Genomic DNA, 17,789 nt, shown 5'->3' with positions numbered 1-17,789 from the left:
GGCATCACGGACTGACGAGTGTCTGCCCCGCGAAGAGCTTTTGAAAGCCCTTGAGGATCGCGCTATCGCTCTCGTCAGCGCTGGCGATATCGGTGATGAACCCTTCCAGGGCCAACAGCTCTCCCGTGCTCGAGAACACGCCCTTCCCCTGCTCCCAAACCCATTTGACGTTCCCCGTCCGGTTGATGATCCGGTAGATCATCTGGAATTTCCGCCGCATGGCCACCTGCTGACGGACATGCTCCCACACCACGGCGCGGTCCTCCGGATGGATGATCTCGACGTAGGAAAAGTTCGGGTCCCCCACGATTTCGTAGGGCTCGTAGCCGGTGACATCCAGACACCCGTCGCTCGCGAACTCGAAGCTCCAGTTGCGGTCGTTCTTGCAGCGGTAGACCATCCCCGGAATGTTGCTCAGCAACATGCTGAGCGAGCGCCGGTTCGCGCGCAGGCTCGCTTCCGTGCGCTTCATCTGACTTACGTCAGTAAGCGTTCCGATGACGCTTGTCTTCTCCCCCTTGAGCGAAGACATGGATTTCGCGCGCAACTGCACCCAGTATGAGGTGCCGTTCTTTGCGATCATGCGGGTTTCGATATGGCAACTGTTGCGCTTTCCGCGGGTGAGCGCCTTGACGTGAGCCTCGACGAGCAGCCTGTCCTCGGGATGCACGAAGGAGACGAACGGCTTGTTCAGGCTCTCTTGAACAGTGTGATCCAGCAAGGCCGCCCAGGAGGGGTTCAGAAAAATCAGGTCCCGATCGGCATTGATCTGGAAGACGATCTGCTCGATGCGGTCGATCAGCAGATGATAGTCGTACTCCCCGATGGGATCGCTGGCAGCCGTGCGCTGAGACGACAGCACGGAGAACTGCAGCAGGTTGAGCCCGGAGTTCCCCTCCTCGTGCAACGGAGAAAGCGACATGTGCACCCTGAGAATGGTGCCATCGGCGCAAAGCATCCTGAGCGCGACCGTATCGTTGCTGAGATCGTTTCGCACCGCCGCCGCGATGAACTTCGCGAGCGTGTTGTGATCGCTCGGATGAACCAGGTTGGAGATCGGCATCCCGACGATCTGGTCACTCATGCCGTGCATGCCGAGCTCGGCCAGAAAGTTCTTGTTGGCGACGACGACCGTCGACTGGGCATCGAGAATGGCCGCTGGCGTCGACAGCTTGCGCGAGACGTCGCTCGCCCACTCGATGGTATCGAGATTGCTTTCCTTGACCCGCGAGGGCCGCCGCGCAGCGACGAACGGATAAAGAGAGATCATCAACACGCCGGTCACCACCACCACCATGGTGACGGTAAGAGCAGCTAGATGGATCTTGAGCGGAGCGCTACCATCCCACCACATACCGAAAACGATCAGGAAGACGATGCTCAGCACCGCCATGCAGAAAACCTCGAGGCTCATGACGACGGCCCATGAGGTTCTGCGCAGTCTCGCGGATAAATTTTCGAGCGATTCGCCATCACGCTTCCGGCGGGCGTGCGCCGAGCTGCGAAAGCTCGGGCAACACACGATCTATGTGAGAATCCTGACCCTGCTGCTCTGCATCGCTTTGACATCGATCCTGATCCAGGCCGGATCGCTATTTCTGATCGATTATATTCCCGTCAGCCACTCCGTCACCAACAAGATTCACGAGCAGCAACTGCACTGGAAGGGTCAGCTCGAGCTAGCGAGAGCGAGCTCCGCGCGCGACGCCGAAACCATTCTCAACCACTTGAGCGAAAAGCCGCTCGACGCCCGTGATCGAGAGGTTGTCTGGCTCATCAGGCGGGATCGCCCCAACCTGAGCACGGAGGTCGGAAACATCACCGCGGCCGAGGAGCGCCTTCGCCGCGCGCGCGAGGAGGATGCGCCGATCGCGACACGCCTGCTGCTGGCGGACGAAGTCCTTGCGTCCTACGCATCGCTGGGTGTCGCGTTGCAGCGCGACGTCGAAACCAAGCAATCGGTTATCGCGACGCTGCAGTTGATGGGCCTGCTGTTCGTCATTTTGTGCGTTGCACGAATTGCACTGGGAACGCGGCGCGTGCTCGTTGACCGCATCGACCGGCTGATCGAATTCATCCCGGAAAAATTCGTTTACGATACCGCCCGCCCCGAAGCAGATGAGTTGCTGCGCCTCGAGCAGAGGGTGTCGGGCATGACGGCGCGCATGGAAGGCTACGTTGCAGAGGCGACGTGGGCCAACAAGACCAGCGAGCATTTGCGGCGCATGATCGGCGCGCAGGAATTTCTCGCCAGGTTCGTCGAGCTGATTAACGATCAGCCGCTGATCGATGCCACGCTCCGCAAGATGCTCTATTCGCTGGAACGTTCTCTGGACGTCAACAATGCGGCCATTCTCTACACCGAGGACGAGGCCAGCGCACCTACCGGCCGAGCCGTCTACTCGCACCACGAGCCTTGCCCCCTGAGCGACGCCATCGTCAGCGAGCTTCGCGTGGCGAAAGTCTCGACCTTCATGCAGAAATACGCGGAAAACGAGGAGGTGCGGTGCATGGCGGTGGCCTTTGCAGAGCCGTCCGGCGAGCGCGGTGCGCTCCTGGTGGAGATGGAAAAAGGCCGTTTTCTCGACGAAACCGAAATCCGCGTGCTGGAGATCACGGCGGGGCTTCTCTCCATGACCGCAAAATTCCAGAACCACGACCAGGAAGGCCGGCGCATCGCCGTTCTCGAGGAACGGGCAGCCATTGCGCGCGAGCTGCACGACTCCCTCGCCCAATCCCTCTCCTTCATGAAAATCCAGCTCGCGCGGCTGCAATCGAGCAGCGCCAATACGAGCAATGGCAACAACAGCCCCGTTGTGATCAAGGAGCTGCGAAGAGGACTGGATAATGCTTACCGCGAGCTGCGCGAGCTGCTAGCCACCTTCCGCGTGCACATGGACGTGCGCGGGCTGGGCTATGCTGTGCAATCGGCAATCGACGAATTCTCGCAGCGTTCGACACTTTCCATCACGCTCGACAACCGTCTTGTGAATTGCCGGCTGACCGTCAACGAAGAATTTCATATCCTGCATGTCGTGCGCGAGGCCTTGTCCAACATCGTCCATCACGCCGGTGCCAACAACGCATTCATCGGGCTCTCCATGCAGGGGAATGGTTCCGTATTGGTTACAATAGACGACGACGGAGTGGGATATAGCCCGCCGACCGATGGCCAGGGGCATCACGGACAGGCCATCATGAAGGAGCGCGCCTACAGCCTCGGCGGACACATCGAGGTGATGACCAGACGGCAGGGCGGCACGCGGGTGAGGCTGACATTCACGCCGAGTTTGGCGCAGTAGGTAGAATGACTATTGAAGGCAATTGCGAATGATCAAAGTCATGCTCATCGACGATCATGCCCTGTTCCGCAAGGGAGTGGGGCAGATCATTTCGGACAACGAAAACTTTGAGATCGTCGGAGAAGCCGCATCCGGCCAGGAAGGCCTGGACTGCGCCCAAAAACTCCAGCCCGACATGGTTCTTATCGATCTCAACATGAAGGGCATGGACGGGCTGGAAACGCTCCGCCGCTTCAAGGCTACCGATCTCGACGCGCGCTACATCGTGCTCACCGTGTCCGATGCCGAGGAAGACCTGCTGGAAGCCCTTCGCGCCGGCGCCGATGGTTACCTGCTGAAGGACATGGAGCCGGAGGACCTCTGCACGAACCTGCTCAAGGCCTCAACCGGCACAACCGTATTGCAGGATCGGCTGACGGAGGTGCTGAAGAACGCGCTTCTGGAGCCCGCTACCAAGAAGAACACAAGCGACAGCGGCCTCACCGACCGCGAGCATGAGATTCTCCAGTGCCTGGCTGACGGGCTGAACAACAAGACGATCGCGCGCAATCTCGGGATCAGCAGCACGACAGTGAAGGTTCACATCAAGAACCTGCTGCGCAAATTGAACCTGACGAGCCGCCTGGAAGCGGCGGTCTGGAAACACCAGAGCAAGCCGCGCTGCGAGCTTTCCGGCTGCTGTCCGTTCGGACCGGACCGGGAGGACTGGAATTTCAACAACCCGCCCGGCGCCCCCGGCAAGCCGAACGCGCCCTCGCAACAGTCGGCGCCGCAAAGCGCCGTGCCCTCCAAAGGAGACGGAATAGCGCGCCGTTAGATCGCCATTCGAAGGCTATTGCCGCCGCGCGCGCTACTCTCCCTCCAGAAACAAAAAAAGCCATGCTTACCGCATGGCTTTTTTCGTACTGTGCGCCGCTCTGAGGGAAAGGTGGCGCACGTCCACGATCATTTAATTCTGATCGCGAAGATCTTGCGGATGCGCTCTTCGGTCTTCCAGATTCCGGTAAACCCGGCCGCGATGTGCAAGCTGTCTCCAGCCGAGAACGTCTTCTGCTCGCCGCTGCCGTCCTCGGTCAGCGTGACCTTGCCCTCGAACAGATGGATGAGCTCATCCGCCTTGTAGGTCACGTGATAGCTGCCCGGAGTCGCCTCCCAGAAGCCGGTCAGAAATTTCCCGTCATCCGTCTTGTTCTCGATCCAGGTCTTCATGGTCGGAGAGCCTTCGACAGGCTTCCACCCTTCCAGATCGGCGGTGATAGGAGCGGACTTAGGAGCTTTGTAGGTGCCGAAAGATGAAATCGATGACATTGCCTATATCCTGTTATTGCGAGCGCATAACTGCTGTTGTTACCCGCTCATGCCTTTCCAGCCGACGTAGCGAATTCCTGAGGAGGCCGTGGCCGTGGGGAGAGCGGCGCGCCCTCCCCACTGCGATCCTGGCACCCTCTGAGAGACGCTTCAACGCTTAGAGCCTCCATTCCAGATCGGGATTCTCGTTCGGATTGTACGCGGTGCCCCACGCCCTCTGCTCGCGCTTGAAGGGCTTCTGGTGCTGCGGATCCTCGTCCTCGATCTCACGTGCGAGACGATGCCCGTCGAACGTCGCATCCGCGATGATCCGGGGTGCCTCCGCGTCGCCGATGACGAACACGTCCGAGATGCCGTTCTTCTCCCACTCGCCCTTCCGCGCTTTCAGCTCGCGATAAAGGGTGTCCTCGGACCGGCGGGCCGTCACAAGAATGACGGTGTCGCACTCGTGCCAGGAATGGCTGCTGTTCTCAGTGCGAGGCAGCTGGCCCGATCCCTTGAACTCGCGCTTGTGGCCGTCGCCCCAGATGTTGAAGAGCTCGACTCTGCCCTTCTCGACCCGCGAGCACGCCATTTCCCCCAGCACGGTGATGCCGAGCCCATGGATGAGGCGCTGCATATTCGCCCCTTCCAGCGTGTACTCCATGTAGGCGCCAAGTCCGCACACGGTGGCCACGGTCACCTCGTGACCCGCACGCGCGAACTTCTCGGCGAGGCTCGGTGCCATGTAGTACGGGTCGTAGTTGATGATCATGACCCGCTTGCCGATCGGCTTCTTGCCCTCGAACACCTGCTCGGGGGTGAGAACGTGGGGCAGGCTGGCATCCGCGCCGGGGATCGGCTCGTGCGTGCGGTGGTTCACGCCCGTGGTGCTCCACTTCGAGCCCGTGGCGATGATCACGCGCGAAGCGCCATACGTCAGGATCTCGTCGGCCGTGATCGGCTTCCGCCCCAGCACCAACTGGCACTTCTTGTTCTTCTTGACGAGCTTGGTGAGCTGCGTTTCGCGATAGTCGCGGTGGAAGCTCCACTCGGCGAGGCCGGGAAGCGTCGCGACCTCGTTCACGTAGCCACCGATCTTCTCGCGGCTGTCGACGAGGTGGACCGTGTAGCCGCGCTCCATGAGAACACGCGCGCACTCCGAGCCGGCCGGACCCGCGCCCACGATCAGCACGTCCTTGTCTGACTTGGCAGGTTCGAACTTCTCAGGATGCCAGCCGCGCCGGTACTCCTCGCCTGCGGTGGCGTTCTGTGTGCAAATGAACGGAACGCCGCCCATCTCCCACCGCGAGATGCACACGTTGCAGCCGATGCAGGTGCGGATGTCGTCGATCCGGCCCTCGTCGATCTTCCTCGGAAGCCACGGATCGGCGATCGAAGGACGCGCCGCGCCGATGATGTCCACGATGCCGCCCGTCACCACCTGCAGCATCTTTTCGGGATCATAGTAGCGGCCCACGCCGACCACCGGCTTGCTGGTCGCCTGCTTGATGTAGCGGATCCAATCGTTCTCGTGCCCGATCTGGTAGAAGCGCGAAGGGCCCGCATCCTCGCCCCACTCCGTGATGTCGCCGATGTTGACATCCCAGAGGTCGAGATAGGGCGATGCCAGCTCGATGAATTTCAGACCGTCCTCGCCGATCTCGACGCCCTTGTTGCCGTAGAGAGTATCGACGGCGCAGCGCGTGACCAGCGCCACGTCGTCGTTCACGGCCTTGCGGATCTTCTCGAGGGTCTCGATCCAGAACCGGGCCCGGTTCTGGAAGCTGCCGCCGTACTCGTCCGTGCGGCGGTTGTAATACGGATTGAGCCACTGCATCGGCCCGTAGGCGTGTGCACCGTACACGTTGACGAGATCGAAGCCCGTATCGCGCGCGCGCAGGGCCGCGTCGACGTACTGCTGCTGAAGCCGCAGCAGCTCATCCTTGTCCGCCTCGTGATTGTAGGTGAAGCCCGGGCAGCCCGGCACGGTCGCAAAGTCGGAATTGTACTGGCTGGGTCCGCGCGAGATGGTGCGCGTCTCGAGGCCCGGCGCATGAGGGCCGCCGTAGAACAGCTCGCATCCCGCGAGCGAACCGTGGCTATGGACGTGATCGACCATCGCCCGCAGGTTGCGCATGTCTCCCTGGTCCCAGATACGGGCGGTAATTCTCAGGGTGTCGTCGCATTCCGGATGGATCGAGCATTGCTCGGTGTTGACGGCGCCCCAGCCGCCCTCGGCCTTGATTCCGCGGTGGGCCATGTTCATGCCAGGATGATTGGTACCGGCACCGTTGCAGTGGGGAACCTGATAGAAACGGTTGCGGATTGTTTTCGACCCTATTTTCAACGGGGTGAAAAGAATATCGAACCGCGGGTTTCTCGCCATGTGCTGCGTCCTCCGAAAAGACGGTTGTGAAACGACTTGTTTTTGAGGATTTGAAATCCTATTCCCAAATCGTAACGCCGCCGAAGGAAGCGTCCATCACCACAAGCGGTTACTACCTTCGAGGTACATTTCGCGCACGCGAAAGACCAGCCGCAGGGTTCGGAGTTTTTTTATTGGAGAGAAGGAGCGAAGCTTCGCAAGCGCGAGCTGTGCACCACAGCATCTATCGCCGCTTACTTGATAAAAGTCAAGGCTACTACCATGGTAGTACCTCTTCGGCGCAATTCATTCCGGAATTGCATTCGGATAGCGTTTCGTGGGCGATTTTCCATTTTCATGCCCGGACAGGGGCTGGAAATGCGACGCTCCCAAAAGCAGACCGAAACGAAACACATCCCGGCCAAAGCACCGCTCTGTGCAGAGCCATCGCATCGGCTTGTTATTGGAATAGCGCGAACCCAGGGCGAAATAAATGCGGCGTATCGGAGCAGCGCCGCGACTAATGGGTTTTCCCGCAGTGATTTAAGTCAACAATCAAAAAGCAAAGTCTGGCCCGCCAATCGCCTCGGAAATTCGACGCCGGGCAGCGGAGCGAGGGTTTGCCCCGATCAAAGGGGAGGTAGGAATGAACAAGGAGTCTACGAACGTAGACGCAATCAGTGCCGACTTATCCGAGAACGTGGTCATACAGAACGCCACCCTGCATCGAAAGATCAGTTGGACAGGCGCCTTCTGGGTGGCCAGCGGCGTTCCGGCGCTGGTGCTCTTCTCGATGGGCGCGATCTCGGCAACAGTCGGCAAGCCCGCCTGGCTTGTGTGGATCCTTTCCATCACATTCGGCTTCATTCAGGCATTTACTTACGCCGAAATCGCAGGATTGTTTCCTCACAAATCCGGCGGCGCGTCGGTCTATGGTGCCGTGGCATGGGTGCGCTACAGCAAATTCGTGGCCCCCGTCTCCGTGTGGTGCAACTGGTTCGCCTGGTCGCCTGTTCTCGCGATCGGATCGGGACTAGCGGCTGGCTACATCCTGAGCGTGCTCTTCCCGCCGGACGCTGTGATCAACACGTGGCAGATCACGCTTCTTGATCTCAGTGCGCTGAAATCCGGATTGCAGCTCCGCATCAACGCGACCTTCATCATCGGAGCCGCCTTGCTGCTCACGGTTTTCGCCATTCAGCATGGCGGAATTCTGCGCTCGGCACGAACGACCCTGATCCTCGGCCTCACGGGCCTCCTGCCTCTGATGCTGATCGGCGTGGTGCCGCTGCTCACCGGCGACATGGTCGCCTCGAACTTCTTCCCTCTCGCGCCGCTTGCCTACGATTCCGTCGGCAACGTCGTGGAAGGCCAGTGGAACATCGATGGATGGGCCCTGATGGCGGGCGGTCTCTTCATTGCCGCCTGGTCGACCTACGGCTTCGAAACCGCCGTCTGCTATACGCGCGAGTTCAAGGATCCGAAGAGAGACACGGTTCGGGCCATCTTTTACTCGGGTCTGCTGTGCATCGCCGTCTTCACGCTCGTGCCTCTGGCCTTCCAGGGACACCTGGGCCTCGGCCAGCTCGTGACGCCGGCCGTGACCGACGCCAACGGAACCGTCACCACGCCTGCCGTGTACGACGGCATGCTGGCGCCGGAAATCTACAGCGGCATGGGCGTTGCCAATGCGCTCGCGGGCATCCTCGGCGGCAGCGCGTTCGTCACCAACATTCTGGTGGTGATGCTCGTTCTCGCTCTGATGCTCTCCATCATGACGTCGATGGCCGGCTCGTCGCGCACGCTCTATCAGGGCTCCGTCGACGGTTGGCTGCCGCGCTACCTGTCTCACGTGAACGAGCACGGCGCACCCACCAGCGCCATGTGGACCGATCTCTGCTTCAACCTGATCTTGCTCCTGATGTCCGACTACGTGTTCGTGCTTGCGGCCTCGAACGTCGGCTACATCATGTTCAACTTCCTCAACCTCAACTCGGGCTGGATCCATCGCATGGACCGTCCGAATTGGAGCCGCCCCTACAAGGCCCCGACGATCCTGCTCGCGCTCGGCGCCATCCTTGGCTATCTCAACCTCACGTTCATGGGTCTGGGTGCCAACATCTGGGGTTCGGGAACCTTGATCACCGGCCTGCTGTTCGCGTCGCTGATCATCCCGGTGTTCCTGTATCGTCACTTCATCCAGGACAAAGGCGTGTTCCCCCAGGCGATGCTGGACGACATGCATCTCGCGGGCTCCGAAGCGGGCGTATCATCTCGCGCCGGCATCCTGCCCTACCTCACGCTGGCCGCAGGTGCCTTCGTGGTCTACTTCACCCACAGCCTGGTCTCGTGATCGCGGCCTGATCACAGAAGTCACGAGTACCGAGAGCAACAAAAAGAGCGGCGAGGAAATCCTCGCCGCTCTTCGTTTTTTACCCCGCTTGAGAACTTCTGAACCGGCCTCAGGCCGCCAGCTGGCTGCGCAGCTCTTCCTCGATCTCGAAGATGTCGCCAACGATGCCGTACTTGGCGATGGTGAAGATCGAGGCGCCCGGATCGGTGTTGACCGCAATGATGGTCGGAACGTGCTTCATTCCGGCCATGTGCTGGATGGAGCCCGAGATGCCCATGGCCACGTAGAGCTTGCAGCTGCTGACAACCTTGCCCGACTGGCCCACCTGCCTGGACTTCGGCAGCCAGCCGGCGTCCGCGATCGGACGCGAGCAGCAGAGCGTTGCGCCCAGCGTATCGGCGAGCTCGCGGAACCGCTCGACGTTGTCTTCTTCCGCAATGCCGCGCCCGATGGAGACAATGAACTCGACGCCCGTGATATCGACGTCCTCCGCCCCGCCAGCCTCTACGTATTCGAGCGCCTTGCTGCGCGAGGCCTGGCCAGCGAGATCGATGGCGCCAAGAACCGGAGAGCTCGTGCCTTCCGCCGGCTTGAACACGCTACCGCGGAGCGTCAGCACCACGCAGGCCTTGCCGGGGAAATCGACCTCGACGTTGACCTTCTGATTGTATCCCGCGCGCGTGGCCACCAGATCCGCCCCGTCATACTCGACCTTGAAGACGTCCGTCGAGAAGCCGAAGTCACCCTTTCTGGCCAGCGTAGCCGCATAACCGAGCGAATCGACCGAATGCGCGAGAAGCACGACGGCCGGCGTCCTCGTTTCGATCAACTGCGAGACGGCGGCTTCGAACAGGTCGGGATCGAACTCGTCGCTCGCAACCTTCACCGTAACGACCTCGTCCACGCCTGCCACCGAAACGGCTGGCGCAAGCGCCTCGGCCTTGTTGCCGATGAGCGCGACCACCACCTTGTCGTTAGCCTGGCGCAGCTCCTGCGCGGCCGAGATCACCTCGAGCGATATCGGACGCAACTCGCCACGCCGATGCTCTGCCACAACCAAAATCGTCTTCATGCTCACGCTCCCCTGAATTCCTTGATGATCTCCACCAGCTTCGCGACCTGTGCGGCCGGCGTGCCTTCGATCATCTCCGCCCGGCCCTTGGCCGGCACGTACATCCGGCGCACGCGCGAGAGGGCGCGGCCGGCGCCAACATCGGCAGCCGTCAGTCCCAAATCCGAAAGCGCGAGGCTCTCGATCGGCTTGGCAGCCGCCTGCTTGATGCCCCGCAGCGACGCATAGCGTGGCTTGTTGATACCGAGCTGGATGGTGAGCACGGACGGGCACGCAATCTCGACGTTCTGCTGCAAGCCGCCCTCCAATTCGCGGCTCAGCACCGCCTTCGCGCTGCCGGGCGAATAGGTGAGCCCCGCTACGACGGCCGCGTGCGGCCAGTCCAGATGGGCGGCGGTCGAGATGCCGGTGGAAGCGTTTGCGTCGTCTGAAGACTGCACACCCGCAAACACCATGCCCGCGTCTTCCTTCTTGGCGACGGCGGCCAGAATGCGGCCAACGGTTATGGAATCAGAGCCCTCCATCGCATCGTCCCACACCCGGATGGCGCGGTCGGCCCCCTTGGCGAGACATTTGCGCAGGCTTTCGTCGACGCGGTCCGGACCAACCGAGACCACGACCACCTCGACCGGGCTGTCCGACGATTCCTTGATCTTCATCGCCTCCTCGAGCGAGAAATCATCCCACTCGTTGAGGTCGTACAGCAGGAAGTCCTCCTCCACGTCGAGACCGTCGTCGCGGATCTTGAAATCCTCATCCAGCGCGGCGACCTGTTTCACCGCGACCATTATTTTCATGGCGCTCTCCTCTCCTTGACAAATTTTAGTGGGTTGCGGCACGCGAGGCGTGAAGCAGGCTGCATGAGCTTTCCTGCGAACCACCTGAAGAGGGAAAATCGAACCGACGGGTCCGGGTCCTCGTGCAGGTGCCACTTGTCCGCATCCTCCAGCACTTTGCTGTCCACCAGGAGCAGCCGGTGCAGGTAGTACGGATCTCTGAGCAGCGGCAGCAGCGTGCGGCGCGCAGCGCGCGGATTGAGAATGACGCCGCGGCGCACATCGGCATTCACGGACGCCGCCATCTGCCTCAACAATCGCTGGGGCGTCCGCGGATTGGCCGCGACGCCGCTCTGAACGTCGATGTCGTCATCGTCCGCAAGGAACGTGAGAAGAGACGCCTTCACATTCTCTTGATACGCCACGGCAGCACGCACCCATGCATTCGCGTCGTGCGCAAGCTCCTCGAGCAGCTCTTGCGAACAATTGGGGTTGCGCGCGGCCGCGCGCCGGACCTCGGGATTTGCGTCCCGCGCGAGCATCTCGAGGCGGGAGAGCGGCAGCACGCGGCTCCGCGCCACCCACTGGCGGACCCAATGGTCCGCATCGTCTGCCAGCATGTCCAGAACCGACGCCGAAAGATCCTTGCGCATCGCAAGCGCACGCCGGACCGCGTCTGTCTTGTCCCGAGCCAGATGATCGATACAGCCCAGCGGCAGAAGCGGATTGCCCGCAACCGCGCGCCGGATCGCGCCATCTGCATCCCGGCTCATCCGCTCCAAGGCATCGGCGGAGACCCGCTCGTTCCCGGCGAGATGACGCAGCACGACGGGATCGCTGTCTCCCTCGGCCAGACCGAGCACCTCGGGCGAGCAGCTCGAATGCGAGACCACGGCCGCCCGCACGAACGCATCCCCTCGCCGGTAGAGAGTTTCCAGCATCCGGGGCGAGGTCGCGGGATGGGTGGCCATCTCGCTGTCGAACGCACCGGGAAAGCGCCTTTCCACGACGGCAAGAACACGCCGCGGCGTCGCCGGATGCTTGCACACGGCACGCAGCACCGCGCGATCATGCTCCTGCTCGGCGATCCGTTCGAGCACGGCGGGTGGCGTATGGCGATGCCACGCGATGAGCGCAACGAGCGTCGCATCCCGCTCGTTCTGAAACAGCCGGCTCAGCGTCTGAGCCGCCGTCGCGGGATTCTTCTCGAGCCGCAGATGAACAGCCTCATCCTCGAGCCCCGAGAGAACCTGCAGCACGTTAGCCGGGGTATGCTCCCAGCGGGCCAGCGTCAGAACAGTGCGGCGGTCCCCGCACATCAGCGCTTCGATCTGCTCGCGATCCTCGCCCTCTGCGATCGCGTGAACGGCAGCGGCCGCGTAGACATCGCCTCCCGATAGCGCTTCGCGCACAAGGGCACCGGCGCTCGCCGGCGCTTTTTCACGCCGCAGGCGCGCAGGCTTCCGGATCGCCATCCTCAACACATTCATTGATCAGCTCAATCAGCTCGCGCACAACGAACTTGCCCTCGAACCCGCTGGTCTTGAGCGCGTCCTCGAACATCGTCAGATCCTTGGGACAGGAGACCACGAACACCTGCAGTCCCTCGATCGCGCCCGCTTCCCGCATACGGTTCTGCGAAGGCTTTTCGAGACCAGGCGTATCCGGGATCCAGATACGGCCGCCGCCGGCGCCGCAGCAGAACGAGTTATCTCGATTGCGCGCCATCTCCACCAGCTCGCAGCCCAGGAGATTCAGGATGTCACGCGGCGCGTCGTAACCTTTGTTGTAGCGGCCGAGATGGCAGGGATCATGGAAGGTCACACGGTAATTGACCTTCTTCTTGATCTTGAGCCGCCCGTCCTCGATCAGCTTCTTCACCAGCGTGGTGTAGTGCTGAATCTCGAAGTCGCCGTCGAAGTGCCTATACTCGTTGCGAATGGTGTTGAACGAATGGGGGTCCGTGGTCACGATGGACTTGAACTCGCACGCCTTCAGCGTGTTGATGTTCGATGTCGCGAGAACCTCGTAGAGGCCTTCCTCGCCCACACGCCGGACATCGTTGCCCGCGTTCATCTCCGCTTCGAACAGCAGTCCGAAATCAACCCCGGCCTTGTTCATCAGTCGCGCGAACGCCTGCGTTACTTTCTGGTTTCGCGGATCGAAGGAGGCGTAGTCGCCGACGAACCAGACGATATCCACCGGCTCCTTGCGCGCGTCCTTGATCTGGAACGGCAGCGCCTTGGTCCAGGCGGCGCGTTTGCGCTTCGATTCACCGAAAGAGTTGCCGCTCTTGTGGATGGTCTGCAGCGTCTTCTGGAGAATGGGCTCCATCTCGCCCTCCTCCACCAGCTTGCGGCGCATCTGCACGATGATCGGCACATGCTCCACCGCGACCGGGCAGATCTCGACGCAGGCGAGGCACGTCCGGCACGACCACAGCGTCTCCTGCAGGATCTGATCCGGACCCTTGCCGTGCACATCGAGCTCCGCCTCTGACGGCAGCTCCGACGCATTTAGCGTCTTGTTGGCGAATTCGCGCAGGGACAGGATCACGTCACGCGGCGAAAGCGGGGCGCCGATTGCATTGGCCGGGCAAGCCTCATGACAGCGGCCGCACTTCGTGCACGCGTCGAGATTCAGCAACTGCTTCCAGGTGAAGTCGGTGATCGTCTTGAAGCCCGCGCTCTCCTGCTCTTCAGGTATCCGCGGAAGCACGCGCCCCGCCATGGGATTGCGGAACATCAGCGACGCGGCGGCCGTGAAGATGTGCTTGACCTTGGTGAAGGGAATGAACGCGATGAAAGTCAGCGCCAGGATGCCGTGGAACCACCAGAGTGCCGGGCGCAGCGCACCCGCGCCCTCCGCTGTGAGACCCGCGACCTGCATAATGTGCGCGAGCACGGCACCGACCGGAGACCACCACCGGAAATCCCACACGGCAGGACGATCGGCGAGCCAGACCAGGCGTACCGCTTCCAGAACGAAGCCGGTTACTCCGATCAGGATGAGCGTCCACAGAAACGCCCAGTCCTCGCGGCGATAGAAGGTGCGGTCGTAGTCGGGATCTCCGGGCTTCCGGTCGGGGCGCGCGTAGTTGAGCTTCGGCAGCTTGAGCCACTTGCGCCGGTACATCATGTAGATGAGGCCGACGATCAGCCCCACGCCGGCAACATCCATCACCAGCGAGAACAGCAGGTAGAAATCGCCATACCAGAAGCGAACGCCGAGAAGCGGCGCGAGAATGTCGTATTCGAGCGTGATGGTAGAAGTGCCGATGAACAGCAGCACGAAGCCGAAGAAAATGACGGAATGCATTCTTCCGGCTGCGGGATCGCGCCGCTTCAGGGTGCGATGGGTGAACATGGTCTTCGCCATGTCCAGGAAACGCGCCCAAAGCTCGCCCCACGCCGCATCGGGCTTTCCGCGGCGATACTTGCGGATCTGCGTGTAGGTTCCGTAGAGGAACACGGCGATCGCCGCATAACCAACGGCGTAGAACAGATAGATGGTCTGCGGTCGAAAATCCTCGAAGAGTATTCGGGTTATGTCTCTTGGATCCACGGCAGCACCCACTTCGTCACGTTAGGCAATGAAAAATCGCGCGAGCCCGGATCGCCGCCATGCCTGCGCATGGCGGCGATCTCGCGCTGCTTGAGCTTCTGCTCGGTGCTTAGACTTTGTATTCGATCTTGAACTCGCCGCCCGGCATGTGCGCAGCACCCCAAACCGCGACCTCACGCTTGTACGGCAGCGGATACTGCGGCGTGGCGGCATCGATCTCGCGTGCGATGCGGTGTCCGCTGAACGTCGCGTCGGCGATCAGGCGCGGGATCTCGGCGTCACCAATCACATAGACGCCCTTGACGCCGTTCTGTGCCCACTCCGCTTCCCGGGACTTCAGCTCGTTGTAGAGCGCGTTCTCGGAATGGCGGCCCGTGACCAGGACGAGCGAGTCGAACTCCACCCAGCGATGAGACTTGTTGGCGTCGCGCGGAGAAACGCCCGGCCCCCGGTAGCTGCGCTTCGAGCCGTCGCCCCAGATGTTGTAGACCTCGAGGCGGCCGCGCTCGACACGCGAGCAGAAGTGATGCCCGATCTCCTTGACCCCCAGCTCATGCAGACGCCGCATCATGTTGGGATATTCGAGCGTGAAGTGCATGTAGTTGGCGAGATGCGTACCGGAGACGATGGTGACCTCGTGACCGGCCGTCGCCAGCTTCTCCGCGAGACTCGGCGCCATGAAGTACGTATCCGCCGTGAGGATCACCACGCGCTTGCCGATCGGCTTCTTGCCTTCGAGCACCTGCTCCGGCGTGAGCTGGTCGGGCAGGGACGCGTCCACGCCGGGAATGGGCGCATGCGTGAGGCAGTTGGTGCCATCGGTGTTCCACGAGGAGCCAGTGGCGATGATCACCTTCTCCGCGCCGTACTGCAGAACCGCATCCGCCGTCATGGGCTTCTGGCCCAGCGCCAGCACGCAGTCCTTGTTCTTCTTGATCAGCTTTGCGATCTGGGTCTCGCGATAGTCGCGGTGGTAGCCCCACTCACCGAGCCCCGGCAGCGTCACCACGCTGTTGAGATGACCGCCGATCTTCTCTGCCTTGTCGTAGAGGTGGACGGTATAGCCACGCTCCATCAGCACGCGCGCGGCTTCTGCACCCGACGGGCCTGCGCCCACCACCAGCACCGAATCCTTCGTCTGCGCCTTGGGGAACTTCTCCGGATGCCAGCCGCGGCGGTACTCTTCGCCCGCGGTCGCATTCTGCGTGCAGATCATGGGCGGTCCGCCGATCTCCCAGCGCGAAATGCAGACGTTGCAGCCGATGCACACGCGGATGTCGTCGTAACGGCCTTCCTCGATCTTTTTCGGCAGGAAGGGATCGGCGATAGACGGGCGCGCAGCGCCGATGATATCGGCAAAGCCCTTGGTGACGATCTCGGTCATCTTCTCGGGATCGGTGTAGCGCCCGACGCCCAGCACCGGCTTCTTCGAGACCTGCTTGACGAAGCGCGTCCAGGGAACCTGATGGCCTTGCTGGTAGAAGCGCGACGGTCCAGCGTCCTCGCCCCATTCGGCGATGTCGCCGACGTCGACATCCCAGAGATCAACCAGCGGATCGGCCATCTCGACGAACTTCATGCCGTCGACCTCGATCTCGATCTGGTCGGGGCCGTAGATGGTGTCGACCGCGAAGCGGGTGGCGATCGCGCAATCGCTGCCGACGGCCTTGCGCACCTTCTCGAGCGTCTCGATCCAGAAGCGTGCGCGGTTCTCGAGAGAGCCGCCGTACTTGTCGGTGCGCTTGTTGTAGTAAGGATTGAGGAACTGCAGCGGCAGATAGGAGTGCGCGCCGTACACGTAGACGATATCGAAACCTGCATCGCGCGCACGATACGCGGCATCCACGTAGTACTGCTGAACCATCGCGATTTCCGCGAGATCCATCTCCTTGCAGTAGCTCAGCGTCTCGAACTCTGAGGCGTACTGGCTCGGGCCGCGCGGCGTGCAGCGGCTCTCCAGGCACGGCGCATGCGCGCCGCCGTACCACATCTCAATGCCGGCCAGCGCGCCGTACTTGTGAATCTCGTCCGTCATGGCGCGCAGATTGCGCACGTCACCCTCGTCCCAGATGCGGGCCGACAAACGCATCGTGTCGTCGGACTCCGGATGGATGGAGCAGTATTCCGTATTCATCGCAGCCCAGCCGCCCTCGCCCTTGAGCGAGCGGTGTGCCGCCTGGAAGCCCGGCTTGTCCGATCCCGCACCGATACAGTGAGGCACCTGGTAGAAGCGGTTACGCAACGTCTTGGGACCGATCTGAATCGGCTGAAATAGAATGTCGTGTTTGGGATCGCGGGCCATCTTATTCTCCGTCCGTCAGCAGCATTTCGCGCTTCCGAAATCTCAACATTTGGCGTGGCTCTCACAATTCTCCCTACGGGCTACCTCCAAAGGAGTAGCTGGCGTCTCAAAAGTCGAAAAACTGCCGATAAAATAAGGGTTTTCACATCACCACCGAGGGATCTCCCAATAATTTTTGCACCTGCGAAATAGCTTTCGAAAGGCGCACGTGCATGCGAAAACTTCTCGGCTGCGCGCCCTCGAAAAAAGGACTCTGCACATGAGCGAAGAGGAAAACTTTCTGCGCCGCGCGATCGAGCTCGCGCACGAAAACAGCGCGAACGGCGGCCGCCCCTTTGGCGCGGTCGTCGTCAAGGACGGCAACATCATCGCGACCGGCGTAAACGAGATCCTGAGCACCAACGACCCGACCTCACACGCGGAGCTCAACGCCATCCGCTCCGCCAGCCAGAAGCTCGGCTCCCCAAACCTCGCCGGATGCGTTGTCTATGCCAGCGGCCATCCCTGCCCGATGTGCATGGCGGCGATGCGCATGGCCGGCATCGGCGCAGTGGCCTACGCCTACTCCAACGAAGACGGCGCGCCTCACGGCCTCTCGACGACGGCGATCTACGCCGAGATGGCCAAGCCCTTCTCAGAGCAATCGATGAAGATCTCTTACGTCCCGGTTCGCCTGGACTCGTGTCCGGATCTCTATGGCGCGTGGAAGCGGAGGCAGGATGAGCGCGCCTGACGCAGGCCAGCAGGCTCACCCGGCGCGGGAAA

The 17,789-nt window shown here is 61.7% G+C and carries 12 protein-coding genes; 4 read left to right on the top strand and 8 right to left on the bottom strand.

The window, feature by feature from the left end; translation table 11 throughout:
• Nucleotides 1-4: 4 nt before the first annotated feature.
• Nucleotides 5-1,414, bottom strand: a complete 1,410-nt coding sequence (locus PE058_RS09510) for a PAS domain-containing protein (RefSeq protein ID WP_020087115.1) — start codon at nucleotides 1,412-1,414, stop codon at nucleotides 5-7.
• On the opposite strand from PE058_RS09510, the gene PE058_RS09505 reads away from it, so the two are divergent.
• Nucleotides 1,413-3,302 (top strand): histidine kinase, encoded by a 1,890-nt coding sequence (locus PE058_RS09505; RefSeq protein ID WP_271030430.1) that lies wholly within the window; start codon nucleotides 1,413-1,415, stop codon nucleotides 3,300-3,302. The genes PE058_RS09510 and PE058_RS09505 overlap by 2 nt on opposite strands.
• 28 nt (nucleotides 3,303-3,330) lie before the next feature.
• The gene (gene narL / locus PE058_RS09500) at nucleotides 3,331-4,119 is read left to right on the top strand and encodes a two-component system response regulator NarL (RefSeq protein WP_020087113.1); all 789 of its coding nucleotides are present in this window, start codon (nucleotides 3,331-3,333) and stop codon (nucleotides 4,117-4,119) included.
• 128 nt (nucleotides 4,120-4,247) lie between these two features.
• On the opposite strand, the gene PE058_RS09495 is transcribed toward narL, so the two are convergent.
• Nucleotides 4,248-4,610 (bottom strand): cupin domain-containing protein, encoded by a 363-nt coding sequence (locus PE058_RS09495; protein WP_271030429.1) that lies wholly within the window; start codon nucleotides 4,608-4,610, stop codon nucleotides 4,248-4,250.
• A 157-nt stretch (nucleotides 4,611-4,767) separates the two neighbouring features.
• Entirely contained in the window at nucleotides 4,768-6,978 is a 2,211-nt protein-coding gene (locus tag PE058_RS09490; protein WP_020087111.1) for an oxidoreductase, read from the bottom strand.
• A 625-nt stretch (nucleotides 6,979-7,603) separates the two neighbouring features.
• Here PE058_RS09490 and PE058_RS09485 point away from each other — a divergent pair.
• Nucleotides 7,604-9,310, top strand: a complete 1,707-nt coding sequence (locus PE058_RS09485; RefSeq protein WP_271030428.1) for an APC family permease — start codon at nucleotides 7,604-7,606, stop codon at nucleotides 9,308-9,310.
• Between the two features lie 109 nt (nucleotides 9,311-9,419).
• Here the strand turns inward: PE058_RS09485 and PE058_RS09480 are convergent, their stop codons facing one another.
• The 5 genes from PE058_RS09480 to PE058_RS09460 form a co-directional block, all read right to left on the bottom strand.
• Nucleotides 9,420-10,382: an electron transfer flavoprotein subunit alpha/FixB family protein gene (locus tag PE058_RS09480; protein ID WP_271030427.1), complete on the bottom strand. Its 963-nt coding sequence runs from the start codon at nucleotides 10,380-10,382 to the stop codon at nucleotides 9,420-9,422.
• Between the two features lie 2 nt (nucleotides 10,383-10,384).
• Complete coding sequence (locus PE058_RS09475; RefSeq protein WP_026868208.1) at nucleotides 10,385-11,179, bottom strand: electron transfer flavoprotein subunit beta/FixA family protein; 795 nt, start codon at nucleotides 11,177-11,179, stop codon at nucleotides 10,385-10,387.
• Nucleotides 11,176-12,648 (bottom strand): hypothetical protein, encoded by a 1,473-nt coding sequence (locus PE058_RS09470; RefSeq protein ID WP_271030426.1) that lies wholly within the window; start codon nucleotides 12,646-12,648, stop codon nucleotides 11,176-11,178. The genes PE058_RS09475 and PE058_RS09470 overlap by 4 nt, the downstream gene beginning before the upstream one ends.
• A complete protein-coding gene (locus tag PE058_RS09465) occupies nucleotides 12,599-14,722 on the bottom strand; it encodes a heterodisulfide reductase-related iron-sulfur binding cluster (protein ID WP_271030425.1) in 2,124 nt (707 codons plus the stop codon). The genes PE058_RS09470 and PE058_RS09465 overlap by 50 nt, the downstream gene beginning before the upstream one ends.
• Before the next feature lie 109 nt (nucleotides 14,723-14,831).
• Nucleotides 14,832-17,024, bottom strand: a complete 2,193-nt coding sequence (locus PE058_RS09460) for an oxidoreductase (RefSeq protein WP_271030424.1) — start codon at nucleotides 17,022-17,024, stop codon at nucleotides 14,832-14,834.
• A 259-nt stretch (nucleotides 17,025-17,283) separates the two neighbouring features.
• On the opposite strand from PE058_RS09460, the gene PE058_RS09455 reads away from it, so the two are divergent.
• Complete coding sequence (locus PE058_RS09455) at nucleotides 17,284-17,757, top strand: nucleoside deaminase (RefSeq protein WP_271030423.1); 474 nt, start codon at nucleotides 17,284-17,286, stop codon at nucleotides 17,755-17,757.
• The last annotated feature ends 32 nt before the right edge of the window (nucleotides 17,758-17,789 follow it).

The organism is Hyphomicrobium sp. DMF-1 (assembly GCF_027886585.1).
GTDB lineage: Bacteria > Pseudomonadota > Alphaproteobacteria > Rhizobiales > Hyphomicrobiaceae > Hyphomicrobium_C > Hyphomicrobium_C zavarzinii.
Note: the sequence above shows the minus strand (reverse complement) of the source record. Positions and strands in the feature narration are given on the sequence as shown.

What these genes read in the sequence shown, in the direction of transcription:
- PE058_RS09505 (WP_271030430.1), top strand. Translation starts at nt 1,413, where the DNA reads ATGACGACGGCCCATGAGGTTCTGCGCAGTCTCGCGGATAAATTTTCG.
- PE058_RS09510 (WP_020087115.1), bottom strand. Translation starts at nt 1,414, where the DNA reads ATGAGCCTCGAGGTTTTCTGCATGGCGGTGCTGAGCATCGTCTTCCTG.
- narL (WP_020087113.1), top strand. Translation starts at nt 3,331, where the DNA reads ATGATCAAAGTCATGCTCATCGACGATCATGCCCTGTTCCGCAAGGGA.
- PE058_RS09495 (WP_271030429.1), bottom strand. Translation starts at nt 4,610, where the DNA reads ATGTCATCGATTTCATCTTTCGGCACCTACAAAGCTCCTAAGTCCGCT.
- PE058_RS09490 (WP_020087111.1), bottom strand. Translation starts at nt 6,978, where the DNA reads ATGGCGAGAAACCCGCGGTTCGATATTCTTTTCACCCCGTTGAAAATA.
- PE058_RS09485 (WP_271030428.1), top strand. Translation starts at nt 7,604, where the DNA reads ATGAACAAGGAGTCTACGAACGTAGACGCAATCAGTGCCGACTTATCC.
- PE058_RS09480 (WP_271030427.1), bottom strand. Translation starts at nt 10,382, where the DNA reads ATGAAGACGATTTTGGTTGTGGCAGAGCATCGGCGTGGCGAGTTGCGT.
- PE058_RS09475 (WP_026868208.1), bottom strand. Translation starts at nt 11,179, where the DNA reads ATGAAAATAATGGTCGCGGTGAAACAGGTCGCCGCGCTGGATGAGGAT.
- PE058_RS09470 (WP_271030426.1), bottom strand. Translation starts at nt 12,648, where the DNA reads ATGAATGTGTTGAGGATGGCGATCCGGAAGCCTGCGCGCCTGCGGCGT.
- PE058_RS09460 (WP_271030424.1), bottom strand. Translation starts at nt 17,024, where the DNA reads ATGGCCCGCGATCCCAAACACGACATTCTATTTCAGCCGATTCAGATC.
- PE058_RS09455 (WP_271030423.1), top strand. Translation starts at nt 17,284, where the DNA reads ATGAGCGAAGAGGAAAACTTTCTGCGCCGCGCGATCGAGCTCGCGCAC.